The organism is Streptomyces rapamycinicus NRRL 5491 (assembly GCF_024298965.1).
GTDB lineage: Bacteria > Actinomycetota > Actinomycetes > Streptomycetales > Streptomycetaceae > Streptomyces > Streptomyces rapamycinicus.
Genome location: NZ_CP085193.1, coordinates 3991196 through 4006056, shown reverse-complemented (window position 1 = coordinate 4006056; position 14861 = coordinate 3991196). Strand labels below are relative to the sequence as shown.

At 72.0% G+C, this 14861-nt stretch carries 13 protein-coding genes and 2 pseudogenes; 11 read left to right on the top strand and 4 right to left on the bottom strand.

Annotated features, from left to right (window positions below):
* Positions 1-141: 141 nt before the first annotated feature.
* From leuC to LIV37_RS16130, 4 genes are all read left to right on the top strand, one after another.
* Positions 142-1572 (top strand): 3-isopropylmalate dehydratase large subunit, encoded by a 1431-nt coding sequence (leuC, locus tag LIV37_RS16145; protein ID WP_020868192.1) that lies wholly within the window; start codon positions 142-144, stop codon positions 1570-1572.
* 6 nt (positions 1573-1578) lie between these two features.
* Entirely contained in the window at positions 1579-2172 is a 594-nt protein-coding gene (gene leuD / locus LIV37_RS16140; protein ID WP_020868191.1) for a 3-isopropylmalate dehydratase small subunit, read from the top strand.
* A gap of 124 nt (positions 2173-2296) precedes the next feature.
* Positions 2297-2542: an SCO5555 family protein gene (locus tag LIV37_RS16135; protein WP_020868190.1), complete on the top strand. Its 246-nt coding sequence runs from the start codon at positions 2297-2299 to the stop codon at positions 2540-2542.
* 125 nt (positions 2543-2667) lie between these two features.
* On the top strand, positions 2668-3243 hold the full coding sequence (locus LIV37_RS16130; RefSeq protein WP_020868189.1) for an HU family DNA-binding protein: 576 nt from the start codon (positions 2668-2670) through the stop codon (positions 3241-3243).
* 381 nt (positions 3244-3624) lie between these two features.
* Here LIV37_RS16130 and cofC read toward each other — a convergent pair.
* Positions 3625-4239: pseudogene (gene cofC / locus LIV37_RS16125) on the bottom strand (2-phospho-L-lactate guanylyltransferase); the annotation flags it as partial.
* Between the two features lie 170 nt (positions 4240-4409).
* Here cofC and LIV37_RS16120 point away from each other — a divergent pair.
* The 3 genes from LIV37_RS16120 to LIV37_RS16110 are packed head-to-tail and all read left to right on the top strand — an operon-like array spanning position 4410 to position 7373.
* Complete coding sequence (locus tag LIV37_RS16120; RefSeq protein ID WP_020868187.1) at positions 4410-5168, top strand: lysophospholipid acyltransferase family protein; 759 nt, start codon at positions 4410-4412, stop codon at positions 5166-5168.
* Positions 5165-6166 (top strand): NAD(P)H-dependent glycerol-3-phosphate dehydrogenase, encoded by a 1002-nt coding sequence (locus LIV37_RS16115; RefSeq protein WP_020868186.1) that lies wholly within the window; start codon positions 5165-5167, stop codon positions 6164-6166. The genes LIV37_RS16120 and LIV37_RS16115 overlap by 4 nt, the downstream gene beginning before the upstream one ends.
* 34 nt (positions 6167-6200) lie before the next feature.
* Entirely contained in the window at positions 6201-7373 is a 1173-nt protein-coding gene (locus tag LIV37_RS16110) for a D-alanine--D-alanine ligase family protein (RefSeq protein ID WP_020868185.1), read from the top strand.
* Positions 7374-7442: 69 nt separating this feature from the next.
* On the opposite strand, the gene LIV37_RS16105 is transcribed toward LIV37_RS16110, so the two are convergent.
* Both LIV37_RS16105 and LIV37_RS16100 read right to left on the bottom strand, forming a co-directional pair.
* Entirely contained in the window at positions 7443-7940 is a 498-nt protein-coding gene (locus LIV37_RS16105) for a DUF3515 domain-containing protein (protein ID WP_167525808.1), read from the bottom strand.
* Positions 7941-7960: 20 nt separating this feature from the next.
* A complete protein-coding gene (locus LIV37_RS16100) occupies positions 7961-8194 on the bottom strand; it encodes an Lrp/AsnC family transcriptional regulator (protein WP_020868183.1) in 234 nt (77 codons plus the stop codon).
* Positions 8195-8330: 136 nt separating this feature from the next.
* Between LIV37_RS16100 and LIV37_RS16095 the strand changes: the two genes are divergently transcribed.
* Positions 8331-9299: a thiamine-phosphate kinase gene (locus LIV37_RS16095; RefSeq protein ID WP_020868182.1), complete on the top strand. Its 969-nt coding sequence runs from the start codon at positions 8331-8333 to the stop codon at positions 9297-9299.
* 92 nt (positions 9300-9391) lie between these two features.
* Positions 9392-10231, top strand: a complete 840-nt coding sequence (gene thiD, locus LIV37_RS16090; RefSeq protein ID WP_121824886.1) for a bifunctional hydroxymethylpyrimidine kinase/phosphomethylpyrimidine kinase — start codon at positions 9392-9394, stop codon at positions 10229-10231.
* Positions 10232-10406: 175 nt separating this feature from the next.
* Here the strand turns inward: thiD and rpmB are convergent.
* Positions 10407-10517 (bottom strand): annotated as a pseudogene (rpmB, locus tag LIV37_RS53030) (50S ribosomal protein L28); the annotation flags it as partial.
* A gap of 216 nt (positions 10518-10733) precedes the next feature.
* Here rpmB and LIV37_RS16080 point away from each other — a divergent pair.
* Entirely contained in the window at positions 10734-12536 is a 1803-nt protein-coding gene (locus LIV37_RS16080) for a DAK2 domain-containing protein (protein ID WP_167525881.1), read from the top strand.
* Between the two features lie 152 nt (positions 12537-12688).
* Entirely contained in the window at positions 12689-14836 is a 2148-nt protein-coding gene (recG, locus tag LIV37_RS16075; protein ID WP_243146334.1) for an ATP-dependent DNA helicase RecG, read from the top strand.
* Positions 14837-14861 lie beyond the last annotated feature (25 nt).

Sequence of the window (14861 nt, the reverse complement as noted above, 5' to 3'; positions counted from 1 at the left end):
GGGACGATACTCACGTCTCACAGTGTGAAACGCAAGTTCAATTTCCGGGGAGACCCGCCACCCTGTAAATGGCGGGCCCGCGGACCAGGGCACGCACTACTCGAGTTTGGGCCGGCACTGGCGCCGGCCGGAGGGAACACGATGGGACGGACACTCGCGGAAAAGGTCTGGGACGACCATGTCGTCCGGCGCGCCGAAGGCGAGCCTGACCTGCTCTTCATCGATCTGCATCTGCTGCACGAGGTGACCAGCCCGCAGGCGTTCGACGGCCTGCGCAAGGCCGGCCGCACGGTCCGTCGTACCGATCTCACCCTCGCGACCGAGGACCACAACACCCCCACCCTGGACATCGACAAGCCGATCGCGGACCCCGTCTCGCGCGCCCAGCTGGAGACGCTGCGCAAGAACTGCGCGGAGTTCGGTGTCCGGCTGCACCCGCTCGGCGATGTCGAGCAGGGCGTCGTCCACGTGGTGGGACCGCAGCTGGGACTGACCCAGCCGGGGACGACCGTGGTCTGCGGTGACAGCCACACCTCGACCCACGGCGCGTTCGGCGCGCTCGCGTTCGGCATCGGCACCAGCCAGGTCGAGCATGTGCTGGCGACGCAGACGCTGCCGCTCGCGCCGTTCAAGACCATGGCGATCACCGTCGAGGGCGAGCTGCCCGAGAGCGTCACCGCCAAGGACCTGATCCTGGCGATCATCGCGAAGATCGGCACCGGCGGCGGCCAGGGCTATGTGATCGAGTACCGCGGCCCGGCCATCGAGAAGCTCTCGATGGAGGCCCGGATGACCGTGTGCAACATGTCCATCGAGGCGGGCGCCCGCGCGGGCATGATCGCCCCGGACGAGACGACCTTCGCCTATCTGGAGGGCCGCCCGCACGCCCCCCAGGGCGCCGACCGGGACGCCGCCGTCGCGTACTGGCGCACCCTGCGCAGTGACGACGACGCGGTCTTCGACCGTGAGGTCGTCATCGACGCCTCCGAACTCGCCCCGTTCGTCACCTGGGGCACCAACCCGGGCCAGGGCGCGCCGCTGTCGGAGTCGGTCCCGGACCCGGCCTCCTTCGAGGACGCCAGCGAGAGCTACGCCGCCGAGAAGGCCCTGGAGTACATGGGCCTGACGGCCGGTCAGCCGCTGCGTGACATCAAGGTGGACACGGTCTTCGTGGGCTCCTGCACCAACGGTCGCATCGAGGACCTGCGCTCCGCCGCCTCGGTGCTGTCCGGCCGTGCCGTGGCCGACGGCGTACGGATGTTGGTGGTCCCCGGTTCGGTGCGGGTCGCCCTCCAGGCCGTCGAGGAGGGGCTGGACAAGGTGTTCACCGCCGCGGGGGCCGAATGGCGGCACGCGGGCTGCTCGATGTGCCTGGGCATGAACCCCGACCAGCTCGCCCCCGGTGAGCGGTCGGCGTCCACGTCCAACCGCAACTTCGAGGGCCGGCAGGGCAAGGGCGGCCGGACCCACCTGGTCTCGCCGCAGGTCGCCGCCGCCACCGCGGTGCTGGGCCATCTGGCCTCGCCCGCCGACCTGTCCGACGCCGCCGTATCGACTCCCGTGGGGGCCTGAGCAGTCATGGAAGCATTCACCACGCACACCGGCCGGGCCGTCCCGCTGCGCCGCAGCAATGTGGACACGGACCAGATCATCCCGGCGCACTGGCTCAAGAAGGTCACCCGCGACGGCTTCGAGGACGGCCTCTTCGAGGCGTGGCGCAAGGACCCGGAGTTCGTGCTCAACAAGGCCGAGCACAAGGGGGGAACGGTTCTGGTGGCCGGTCCCGACTTCGGCACCGGCTCCTCGCGCGAGCACGCGGTGTGGGCGCTGCAGAACTACGGCTTCAAGGCCGTCGTCTCCCCCCGCTTCGCCGACATCTTCCGGGGCAACTCCCTCAAGAACGGGTTGCTGACCGTCGTCCTGCCGCAGGAGACCGTGGACCGGCTGTGGAAGCTGGTCGAGGCGGACCCCACCGCGGAGGTCACCGTGGACCTCGTCGGGCGCCAGGTCCGGGCCGAGGGCATCACGGCTGATTTTGAGCTTGACGAGAATGCCCGGTGGCGACTCCTGGAGGGGCTGGACGACATCAGCCTCACCCTCAGGGAGGAGGATTCGATCGCTTCGTACGAGGCGCGTCGCCCCTCCTTCAAGCCCCGCACCGTGGAGGTCTGACCCCCCGGTTCTCCCTGTACAGAGCGGGTTTGGCAAGATGCGCCGCCGGTCCTCGGACCGGCGGCGCATCGGCATGTTGAGGCCCCGTGAAGCGACAACTCGCCTCAGATGGCACAATCAGTGCATGGAACGCGACGGCCAACTCGAGCTCTACGGCATCGTCGCCGACCGGCTCAAGGAAGCGCACGCAAAGGTGCGCGCACTGCAAGTCCCGGAGGGCGTACGGATGGCGCTGTCCCGGAAGCTGCTGGTCATCACCTCAGCGGCGAAACACGATCTCGCAGACGCGGCAAAGCGTCTGGAGCGGTTGATGAACGACCTCGACGAGGGGCGTTTCCCCCAAGATCCCGACACCGACGGAAGTCCGTGACGATCGAGTGCGTTGCGGCACAAGGGTGATTAGCCCGTTTCGTGTTTGATTTGCGGTATATATCTGCCTAACGTGCGAAAAGGCTTGAACACATTGATTCCGGCAATGTCTCCGAAGGGGAAGACGTGAACAAGGCGCAGCTCGTAGAAGCGATTGCCGACAAGGTCGGCGGCCGTCAGCAGGCCGCCGATGCCGTAGACGCCGTTCTGGACGCCATCGTCCGGGCGGTCGTCTCCGGGGAGCGAGTTTCGGTCACTGGATTCGGTTCGTTCGAGAAGGTGGAGCGACCCGCCCGGTACGCCCGTAACCCCCAGACCGGGGAGCGCGTGCGGGTCAAGAAGACCTCGGTGCCCCGCTTCCGTCCCGGTCAGGGCTTCAAGGATCTGGTGAGCGGCTCCAAGAAGCTCCCGCGCGGCGGCGAGGTCGCCGTGAAGAAGGCCCCCAAGGGCAGTCTCCAGGTGGCGGCGAAGAAGGCCGCGGCCAAGAAGGCGACCGCCAAGAAGGCTCCGGCGAAGAAGGCTGCCGCGAAGAAGGCGACGGCGAAGAAGGCCCCCGCCACGAAGGCCACGGCCAAGAAGGCCCCCGCCAAGAAGACCACGGCCAAGAAGGCCCCCGCCAAGGCCACCGCGAAGAAGGCCCCGGCGCGCAAGACGAGTGCCCGTAAGACCACCGCGAAGAAGACCACCGCCAGGAAGCGCTAGCCGGCGGCGCTCAGGCGCCCCACCGCATCCGCGCCGGGCCGGGCTCCCCGAGGGAGCCCGGCCCGCGGTGCTGTCGGCGCCCGGCGTCCCAGGGGTTCGCGCCCGGCACCTCCGTGGCGCTCGGAACCCCCCTGCCGCTCGGATTCGTCCGCCGGGCCCGGGGCCTCACGGCGCTCAGAACGTCTGCAGCGTGACGAAGACGACCCGGCGCTGCTCGCCCTCGCCCGCCACCTCGATCCGCACCCGCTGCCCCGGGCGCAGCATCCGCAGCCCCCCGGCGTCGAAGGCCGCGGTGTCGAACGGCAGCGGGGTGCCGTCGTCCAGCAGCACGCTGCCGGCGCGGGTCTCGGGGTCGTACGTATAGGCGGTTCCCTGCATGTCCGCCAGCCTAGCCCTGGTGTGGGCGCCCACGCCCAGGGCCACCGCCGCGCGCAGATCCCCGGCCGTGTCCACGTCGCGCCGCACCGAGTCCACCCCCGCCAGCTCGATCTCCCGCGCCCCCGACGCCCGGTGCCGGTCCCGCGACGGGCCCCCGAAGGCGGGCGCCAGCTCGGCGCCGGGCGCCGCCGAGAGCAGCGTGGTCCCCACCCCCGCGGCGTCCGCCAGGAAGGCGCGTGAGAAGCCGGCGGCGGCCTCGAGCACCAGGTCGAGCTCCACCGTCCGCAGTGCCGGGAGATCGGCGTTGAGCGCCGCCACGGCGGCCTCGGGGCGCTCCCCGCGGACCGCGCGGGCGCCGTGCGCCAGCGCCGCGTTCAGCCCGCGCCCCGGGGAGTCGGGCAGGATCCGGGCGCCGAGGGCCGACAGCTCACGTGCGGCGAGCGGGTCGTCGGTGACGACGGTCACCTCCCGCACCCACCGGCTCGCCAGCGCCGCGCCCACCGTGTCCTGGGCGAACGCGAGGGCGAGCGAGGCCCGGGGACCGTCCCCCGCGGCGTCGGAGAGCCTGGTCTTGGCCCGCCCCAAGGGCTTCAGCGGCACCACGAGGGTCCAGGTCACAGGAGCTCCGTTTCTTCCCACGGGCCTCATTCTGACCTGCTGCCCGGCTCGCCGAAGACCTGCGGGGTTACGGTGTCCTCGACAGACGGGGTGCCTGGAGCGACACTTGTGCGGCTGCCCGGGCGGCAGCAAGCCAGCAGGTCAGCAGGGTCCAAGAGAGGATGTTCCGAGTGTCCGGCCGCAGAATCGGCTTCTGGTACCGCATGGCAGCGGTCTTGTGCAAACCGCCGCTGGTGGTTCTGTTCAAGCGGGACTGGCACGGAATGGAGCACATTCCCGCCGACGGTGGATTTATCACCGCGATCAATCACAACTCGTATCTCGACCCGCTCTCCTACGCGCACTTCCAGTACAACACCGGAAGGGTGCCGCGCTTCCTCGCCAAGGCCGCCCTCTTCAGAGGCGGCTTCGTGGGCACCATGCTCCGCGGCACCGGCCAGATCCCCGTCTACCGCGAGTCCACCGACGCCGCCAACGCCTTCCGGTCCGCCGTGGACGCCATCAACAAGGGGGAGTGCGTGGCCTTCTACCCCGAGGGCACCCTCACCCGCGACCCGGACATGTGGCCCATGCGCGGAAAGACCGGCGCCGCGCGGGTCGCGCTGCTCACCAAGGCCCCGGTCATCCCCGTCGCCCAGTGGGGCGCCAACGAGGCCGTGCCGCCCTACGCCAAGGAGAAGCGGGTCCGCCTCTTCCCCCGCAAGACGCTCAAGGTGCACGCCGGCCCGCCGGTGGACCTGTCCGAGTACTACGGCCAGGAGCCCACCGCCGAGGTCCTCAGGGCGGCCACCGACACCATCATGGACGCCATCACCGAACTCCTCTCCGAGGTGCGCGGCGAGCAAGCGCCCGTTCAGAGGTACGACCGGCCCACCCGGTCCGGCACCGACGGCCCGCCGCTCCCGCTGGCCGATGAGGAGAGCAAGTGACGCGCTGCGCCGTCTTCGGCACCGGCTCCTGGGGCACCGCCTTCGCGATGGTGCTCGCCGACGCGGGGTGCGAGGTGACGCTGTGGGGGCGCCGGCCCGGTGTCGTCGAGGCCATCAACACCGGCCGCGGCAATCCCGACTACTTCCCCGGAGTGCGGCTTCCCGACGGTGTGCGCGCCACCACCGACCCGGCCGAGGCCGCCGCCGGCGCGGAGTTCACCGTCTTCTCCGTGCCCTCCCAGACGCTGCGCGGCAACCTCTCCGACTGGGCCCCGCTGCTGGCCGCCGACACCGTGCTGGTCTCCCTGATGAAGGGAGTCGAACTCGGCACGGCCAAGCGGATGAGCGAGGTCGTCCAGGAGGTCGCCAAGGCGCCCGCGGAGCGCGTCGCGGTGCTCACCGGGCCCAACCTCGCCAAGGAGATCGCCGCCCGGCAGCCCGCCGCCTCCGTGGTGGCCTGCCCCGACGAGAGCGTGGCCCGCCGCCTCCAGACCGCCTGCCACACCGCGTACTTCCGCCCGTACACCAACACCGACGTGGTCGGCTGCGAACTGGGCGGCGCGGTGAAGAACGTCATCGCGCTGGCCGTGGGCATCGCCGACGGCATGGGCCTCGGCGACAACACCAAGGCGTCGCTCATCACCCGCGGCCTCGCCGAAACGACCCGGCTGGGCCTGGCGATGGGCGCCGACGCGCACACCTTCGCGGGCCTGGCGGGCATGGGCGACCTCGTCGCCACCTGCTCCTCCCCGCTCTCCCGCAACCACACCTTCGGCACCAACCTGGGCCGCGGGATGACGCTGGAGGAGACCATCGCGGTCACCAAGCAGACCGCGGAGGGCGTCAAGTCGTGCGAGTCGGTGCTGGATCTCGCCCGCCGCCACGACGTCGACATGCCCATCACCGAAACCGTCGTCGAGATCGTGCACGACGGCAAACAGCCCCTTGTCGCGCTCAAAGAGCTGATGTCCCGCAGCGCCAAGGCCGAGCGGCACTGACGCCACGCGGACCGCAAGGTAACCTCAACGCGATATGAGCAGCCAGACCCCTTCCCCAGGCCCTGTCCCGGCTTCCTCCGGAGGCGAGCGGCGGAAGCCGCGCGTCGCCGTCGTCTTCGGCGGCCGCAGCTCCGAGCACGCCATCTCGGTGGTCACCGCGGGCGCCGTGCTGCGCGCCATCGACCGCGAGAAGTACGACGTGCTGCCGATCGGCATCACCACGGACGGCCGTTGGGCGCTGACCGCCGACGAGCCCGAGCGGATGGCGATCGCCAACCGCGAGCTGCCCAGCGTCGAACGGCTCGCCGAGTCCAGCGAGGGCTCGGTCGTCCTCCCGGTCGACCCGGGGAACCGCGAGGTCGTCTACAGCGAGCCGGGGGCGGTGCCCAAGGCGCTGGGCGACGTCGACGTCGTCTTCCCCATGCTGCACGGGCCGTACGGCGAGGACGGCACCCTCCAGGGGCTGCTGGAGCTGTCCGGGGTGCCGTACGTGGGCGCCGGGGTGCTCGCCTCCGCCGTGGGCATGGACAAGGAGTACATGAAGCGGGTGTTCGTCTCCTTCGGGCTGCCCGTCGGCCCGTACGAGGTGATCCGCCCCCGGGCCTGGGAGCAGGAACCTTCCGCCGCCCGCCGGCGGATCGTGGAGTTCGCCGAGGAGCACGGCTGGCCGCTCTTCGTGAAGCCCGCGCGCGCCGGCTCGTCCTTCGGCATCAGCAAGGTCGAGGGCCCGGCGGACCTGGACGCGGCCGTCGAGGAGGCCAGGCGCCACGACCCGAAGGTCATCGTGGAGGCGCTGCTGCGCGGCCGCGAGATCGAGTGCGGGGTGCTGGAGTACGAGGACGGGCCGCGCGCCAGCCTGCCCGCCGAGATCCCGCCGGTCTCCTCCCACGCCTTCTACGACTTCGAGGCGAAGTACATCGACGCGGCGGACGGCATCGTGCCCGCGCCGCTCACCGAGGAGCAGACCCGGCGGGTCCAGGAGCTCGCGGTGGCCGCCTTCGAGGCGGCGTCCTGCGAGGGGCTGGTGCGGGCCGACTTCTTCCTGCTGGACAGCGGTGAGTTCGTGATCAACGAGATCAACACCATGCCCGGCTTCACCCCGATCTCGATGTACCCGCGCATGTGGCAGGAGAGCGGCGTGAGCTACCCCGAGCTGGTGGACCGGCTGCTGGAGGCCGCGCTGCGCCGCTCGACGGGGCTGCGCTAGCGGGACGGCCGCGCCGGTCGCACGGGGCCGCGCCAGTGGCACGGGGGCGCGGCAGTGGCATGGGGCGCGCTAGGCCACGCCCTTCGGGACCGTCTTCTTGACGGCGCGGGCGAGGTCGAGCAGGGGGTTGATCTCGGGGGAGTACTTCCCGGGCACGGTCACCTCGACATAGGCCCGGCGCAGTACGGTGGTGAAGCGGTAGCCGTCCTTGTGCTTCTCCGGGAGCCACTCGACGCCGTTCACCTCGGCCGAATCGGTCTTGGAGCTCATCGCCTCCGGCCGGGGGATCCCGCAGCGCAGCTGCACGGCGGGGTCCCCCCACACGGCTGTGTAGTCCGAGGCGGGCTGGGCGGTGCCCCGCTTCAGCCCGTTCACGGCATCGGGCAGTTCCTTGTGCAGCGCCCGGCATATCGCGGCCGCCTGTGGGGCCGGTGTGGGAACCGCCAGCGCCTTGGTGTCGTCGGAATCCCCGGTGGAGGAGCAACCGGCTACCGGCACCAGGGCCAGGGCCACCGCGGCGGACAGCGGAACGAGCCGTCGGGCGGGACTACGGTGTGCGGAATTCACCGGGCGATCATACGGGGGAGCTAGAGATGGACGACCGGGCAGGTCAGGGTACGGGTGATCCCTTCCACTTGCTGGACTTTCGCGACCACCATGCGGCCGAGCTCATCGACCGTGTCGGCCTGGGCCCGCACGATCACGTCGTAGGGACCCGTCACGTCTTCCGCCTGTATCACCCCGGGGAGCTTGGCGATGATGTCGGCCACGGTCGAGGCCCTGCCGACCTCGGTCTGGATCAGGATGTACGCCTGTACCACGGAACCTCCAGGGCGGCTACGAGGATCATGTGGAAAGAAGGGACGCCACGGTACCGCGTCGCCATGCGGCGCGGGGAGACCCGCGCGGGGAGCGCGGCGCGGCGGAAAGCGGTCACGAGTACGAAGGGGCGATGGGATGAAGGGCACCGTGGGCGAGTTGGGGGAGTTCGGGCTCATCAGAGAGCTCACATCCCGGCTCACCACCACCCCGGCGGTGAGGTTGGGGCCCGGTGACGATGCCGCGGTCGTGGCCGCGCCCGACCGGAGGGTCGTGGCCAGTACCGACATCCTGCTGGAGGGCAGGCACTTCCGCCGGGACTGGTCCACCGCCTATGACGTCGGCCGTAAGGCCGCCGCCCAGAACCTGGCCGACATCGCGGCCATGGGCGCCGTGCCGACAGCCCTGCTGCTCGGCCTGGTGGTCCCCGCCGATCTGCCGGTGACCTGGCCGGCCGAGCTGATGGACGGCATCCGCGACGAATGCCAGGTCGCGGGCGCGGCCGTGGTGGGCGGTGACGTCGTGCGCGGGGACACCATCACCGTCTCCATCACCGCACTGGGCGATCTGCGCAACCACGATCCGGTCACCCGATCCGGTGCGCAGCCCGGCGACGTTGTCGCCGTCACCGGATGGCTGGGCTGGTCGGCGGCCGGACACGCGGTGCTCTCGCGCGGGTTCCGCTCGCCGCGGGCCTTCGTCGAGGCACACCGGCGCCCGGAGCCGCCGTACCACGCCGGTCCCGCCGCCGCCGGGCTGGGCGCGACCGCGATGACCGACGTGAGCGACGGGCTGGTGGCCGACCTCGGGCATATCGCGGAGGCCAGCAAGGTCCGCATCGATCTGCGCTCGGCGGACATCGACGTCCCCTCGCAGATGTCGGACATCGGGCAGGCGGTGGGCGTCGATCCGCTCCAGTGGGTGCTCAGCGGGGGAGAGGACCACGCGATCGTGGCCACCTTCCCGCCCGACGCCAAGCTGCCCGCCCGCTGGAAGGTGATCGGCGAGGTGCTCAACCCCTCGGCGCTGCCCCAGGTGACGGTGGACGGAGCCCCGTGGGCACACGGGGGCTGGGATCACTTCGGCGACGGCAAGGGCGCCGAGTGACGTTGCCTGGTCGCGGTAGGGGCGCCGAGTGACCGTAAGGGCGCCGTGGGGGACGTTCGGGGGTGCCGGGGGCGCCGAGTAGATTCGGTGCCATGGCTCTACCTCCCCGTGTCCCCCGCCCCGCCCACCACGGCTCGGCGCCCGTGCGCGTCCTCACCGTCGCCGGATCGGACTCCGGCGGCGGAGCGGGCATCCAGGCCGACCTGAAGACCATGTTGGCCCTGGGCGCCCACGGCATGAGTGTGATCACCGCGGTGACGGCACAGAACTCCCTGGGCGTCCAGGGCGCCTGGGAACTGCCCGCCGAGGCCGTACGGGCCCAGTTCCGCAGCGTGGTCGACGACATCGGCGTCCAGGCGGTCAAGACCGGCATGCTGGCGACCGCCGAACTGGTCGAGACCGTCGCCGCGCTGCTCGCGGACCTCACCGCGCCGGTGGTCGTCGATCCGGTCGGCGTCTCCAAGCACGGTGACCCGCTGCTGGCCGCCGAGGCGCTCGACGCGGTCCGTACGAAGCTGCTGCCGACCGCGACCGTCGCCACGCCCAACCTGGACGAGGTGGCCCAGCTCACCGGCGTCCGCGTGGAGTCGGAGGACGGCCAGCGGCGGGCGGCCGGGGCGGTGCTGGGCCACGGCCCGCGGTGGGCGCTGATCAAGGGTGGCCATCTGCCCGGCGGCGACGCGGTGGATCTGCTCACCGACGGCACCGAGGAGCATTGGCTGCGCGCGCCGCGCCAGGACAACCGCCATACGCACGGCACGGGGTGCACCCTGGCCGCGGCCATCGCCACGTATCTGGCGGGCGGCTACGAGGTCCCCGAGGCCGTCACGGCGGCCAAGGACTACGTCACGGGCGCCATCGCGGCGGGCTTCCCCCTGGGCGCGGGCATCGGCCCGGTCGACCACGGGTGGCTGCGGGAGGGGACTGGCTGAGGCCTGTGTCAGGGCACGCGAAAGGCCGGTCCACGCCAAAGGTGGACCGGCCTGGGCGTACCGGTTCCCGCTTGCGCGGGGAGGCCGTGCGACTAGACGACTAGCGCGAAACCTTGCCGGCCTTGATGCACGAGGTGCAGACGTTGAGCCGCTTCGGGGTACGACCGACCACAGCGCGCACCGTCTGGATGTTGGGGTTCCAACGACGGCGGGTGCGGCGGTGCGAGTGCGAGATGTTGTTGCCGAAGCCCGGCCCCTTGCCGCAGACGTCGCAGTTGGCAGCCACGGGTTACTCCAAAGACGGGTCAACCTCGCTTCTCGCGAGGAGACAGGACACTGAACGGATGCCCCGGACGTTGACTGAATCGTGGAGGATTCGGCGGCGCCTGGGGGAATGGCCCGATTCGCATCGGGCAACCGGAGCAGCATACAACGGCCACTCCCGTACAACGAAACTATCATGGCTGCCCCGGCACCCGCCGAGGGCGGCGGCTACCCTGCGATGACGCGATGCCCACCCCGCCCCAGCAGCCTCCGAGGAGGACCTTTCGTGCCGCACACGCTCGACGCCGATGCGGTACGGACCTGGTGCGGGCTCGCCCTCGACGCGCTGGGCCGGGCCCGTGCGGACATCGACGCGATCAACGTCTATCCGGTCGCGGACGGGGACACCGGCACCAATCTGTATCTGACCGTCGAGTCCGCCGCCCGGGCCGTGGACGCCGCCTTCGACGGCCACGCGACCTCGGCCGCGGTGTCCCGTCCCACCCTCGCCGATGTGGTGCGCGCCATGGCCCATGGCGCACTGATCGGCGCACGGGGCAACTCCGGCACGATCCTGGCGCAGCTGCTGCGCGGTATGGCGGACGTCCTGGCCGACGGCACGCCGGACGGGGGCCCGGGCGAGGACGAGGCGGACGGGCTGCGGCGGGCGCTGCGGCGCGCGGTCGACCTCGCCTATCTGGCCGTCGCGCACCCCGTCGAAGGCACCGTCCTCACGGTCGCCGTGGCCGCCGCGGAGAGCGCGGAGCGCGCCACGGGTGACGTCGCCACGGTGGCCCGCGCCGCGTACGAGGGCGCCCGTACGGCGCTCCAGGCCACCCCCGGCCAGCTCGACGTCCTCGCCCGCGCGGGGGTGGTCGACGCGGGCGGCTACGGCCTGGTGACGGTCCTGGGCGGGCTCGCCCAGGCACTGTCGGGCGAGGCCCCCGCGGCGCTCGCCCCGGCCCGCCCCGGCCGTGACGCCCTGGCGCCCGCCGGGACCACGGGCGGGCGGGATCTGGCGGGCTGCTCCACCGACGGCGCCCCGGACGGCGGGCCCGCCTTCGAGGTGATCTACCTCCTGGAGGCCGACGACACGGCCGTGACCGCCCTGAGGCAGCGGCTGGACGCCCTCGGCGACTCCCTGGTGGTCGTCGGCGGCGACGGCCTGTGGAACGTCCACGTCCATGTGGACGACGCGGGGGCGGCCGTGGAGGCGGGCATCCAGGCCGGGCGCCCGTACCGCATCCGGATCAGCCACTTCGACGGCGCCGCCGTCCGTAAGGCGGGCGCCGACGGTCCGGACCGCCCGGGCCCGGCCATCGTCCTGCCGGACCAGTCCGGCGCCCAGCCGCCCACCGGCGGCCCGCGCGCCGAGCGCGCGCCCCGTGCCGTGGTCGCCGTCGTCCCCGGCGACGGGCTGGCCGCGCTGTGCGCCGAGGCGGGCGCGACCGCGGTCGCCACCTGCCCCGGGGAGCCGCCCGCCAGCGGTGAGCTGGTGGACGCGGTACGCCGGGCCCACGCCCGGGAGGTGGTGCTGCTGCCGAACGACACCGAACTGCACCACACGGCGGCCGCGGCCGCGGCCCAGGCCCGCGCCGAGGGCGTACGGGTCGCGGTGATCCCCACTCGCTCCGCCGTCCAGGGCATCGCCGCGCTCGCCGTCCACGAGCCGGGCCGCAGCTTCGACGAGGACGTGGTCGCCATGACCTCGGCCGCGGGCGCCACCCGCTACGCGGAACTGGCCGTCGCCGAGCGCCAGTCCTGGACCATGGCCGGGGTGTGCCAGGCCGGGGACGTCCTCGGCATGATCGACGGCGATGTGGCGGTGATCGGCTCGGAGCTGGCCGCGACCGCCGAGACGGTGCTGGACCGGATGCTGGCGTCGGGCGGTGAGATGGTCACGCTGGTGCTCGGCGCGGACCTTCCGGACGAGGTCGCCGAACGGCTGGAGCGGCATGTGCGGGAGGGGCACTTCGCCGTCGACTCGGTCGTCTACCGCGGCGGTCAGCCCACCGCGCCGCTGATCATAGGCATCGAATGAGCCCGGCCGCGCGGAGCGGCCCCCGTTGAACCACCTCGCTGGAATCACCCCGCTCGTCATCCCCGATTGTCACCCCCGTGGTGTGCAATGGACGGGTGCCCGTGCTGGATGAACCCCTGAAGAAGGTCCTGGGCGGCAACACCGCGAAGGTGATGGCCGACCATCTCGACCTGCACACCGTCGGCGACCTGCTGCACCACTACCCGCGGCGGTACGCGGAGCGCGGTGAGCTGACCCGGCTGTCCGACCTGCCCCTGGACGAGCATGTGACCGTGGTGGCGCAGGTCGCCGACGCCCGGGTGCACACGTTCAACGGCGGCCGGGGCCGGCGGCTGGAGGTCACCATCACCGACGGCAGCGGCCGTCTCCAGCTGGTCTTCTTCGGCAAGGGCGTCCACAAGCCGCGTACGGAGCTCCAGCCCGGCACCCGCGCGATGTTCGCCGGGAAGGTCTCGGTCTTCAACCGCAAGCGGCAGCTGGCCCACCCCGAGTTCAAGACGCTGGTTGCGGGGAGCGGCGCGGAGGCCGTGGAGGCGTTCGCCAATCAGCTGCTGCCGCTGTACCCGGCGTGCAAGCAGATGGAGTCCTGGCAGATCCAGCAGGCCGTCGACACCGTGCTCGGCCCGGCCGGTCATGAGGAGTCCGCGCTGGCCGGGCTGATCGACCCGCTGCCCGAGAGCCTGCGCGAGGGCCGGGGGCTGGCCACGCTCCCCGAGGCGCTGCGCAGGATCCACCGGCCGGGCACCAAGGCCGATATCGCGACGGCCCGGGACCGGCTGAAGTGGGACGAGGCGTTCGTCCTCCAGGTGGCGCTGGCCCGGCGGCGGCAGGCCGACGCCCAGCTGCCCGCGGCGCCCCGCAGGCCCGCCCCGGACGGGCTGCTGACCGCCTTCGACGCCCGGCTGCCGTTCACCCTCACCGAGGGGCAGCGCAAGGTCAGCGAGGAGATCTTCGCCGACCTCGCCACCGACCACCCCATGCACCGGCTGCTCCAGGGCGAGGTCGGCTCGGGCAAGACCATGGTCGCGCTGCGCGCGATGCTCGGCGTCGTGGACGCCGGGGGACAGGCGGCGATGCTCGCGCCCACGGAGGTGCTCGCCCAGCAGCACCACCGATCGATCACCGAGATGATGGGGGAGCTGGCCGAGGGAGGGATGCTCGGCGGAGCCGAGCAGGGCACCAAGGTGGTGCTGCTCACCGGTTCCATGGGTGCCGCGGCCCGCCGTCAGGCGCTGCTCGACCTGGTCACCGGCGAGGCCGGGATCGTGATCGGCACCCATGCCCTGATCGAGGACAAGGTCCAGTTCCACGATCTCGGCCTGGTGGTCGTGGACGAGCAGCACCGCTTCGGGGTCGAGCAGCGCGACGCGCTGCGCTCCAAGGGCAAGCAGCCCCCGCATCTGCTGGTGATGACGGCCACCCCGATCCCGCGCACGGTCGCCATGACCGTCTTCGGCGACCTGGAGACCTCCGTCCTGGACCAGCTGCCCTCGGGCCGCTCCCCGATCGCCTCCCATGTGGTCCCCGCCAAGGACAAGCCGCACTTCCTGACCCGCGCCTGGGAGCGGGTGCGCGAGGAGGTGGCCGCCGGCCACCAGGGCTATGTGGTGTGCCCGCGGATCGGGGACGAGGAGGACGAGTCCAAGGCGGCGAAGGAGAAGTCCGCCGAGGACGAGGCCGAGAAGCGCCCGCCGCTGGCCGTCGTCGACGTCGCCGAGCAGCTCGTCAAGGGCCCGCTGAGCGATCTGCGGGTGGAGGTGCTGCACGGGCGGATGCAGCCCGAGGCCAAGGACGAGGTGATGCGCCGCTTCGCCGCGGGCGAGGTGGACGTCCTGGTCGCCACGACCGTCATCGAGGTCGGTGTGAACGTGCCCAACGCCACCGCCATGGTGATCATGGACGCCGACCGGTTCGGCGTCTCCCAGCTGCACCAGCTGCGCGGCCGCGTCGGCCGGGGCTCGGCCGCCGGGCTGTGTCTGCTGGTGACCGACATGCCCGAGGGCAGCCCCGCCCGGGCCCGGCTGGGCGCGGTCGCGGCCACGCTCGACGGCTTCGAGCTGTCCCGGATCGACCTGGAGCAGCGCCGGGAGGGCGATGTGCTCGGCCAGGCCCAGTCCGGGGTGCGCTCCTCGCTGCGGGTGCTCGCCGTCATCGACGACGAGGAGGTCATCGCGGCGGCCCGGGAGGAGGCGGCCGCCATTGTCGCCGCCGACCCGGAGCTGACCGGATACCCGCAGCTGCGCACCGCGCTGGACGCCCTGCTGGACAAGGAGCGCGCGGAGTTCCTCGACAAGGGCTGAGCCCGCGGCCCCCGCCCGCCCCCGT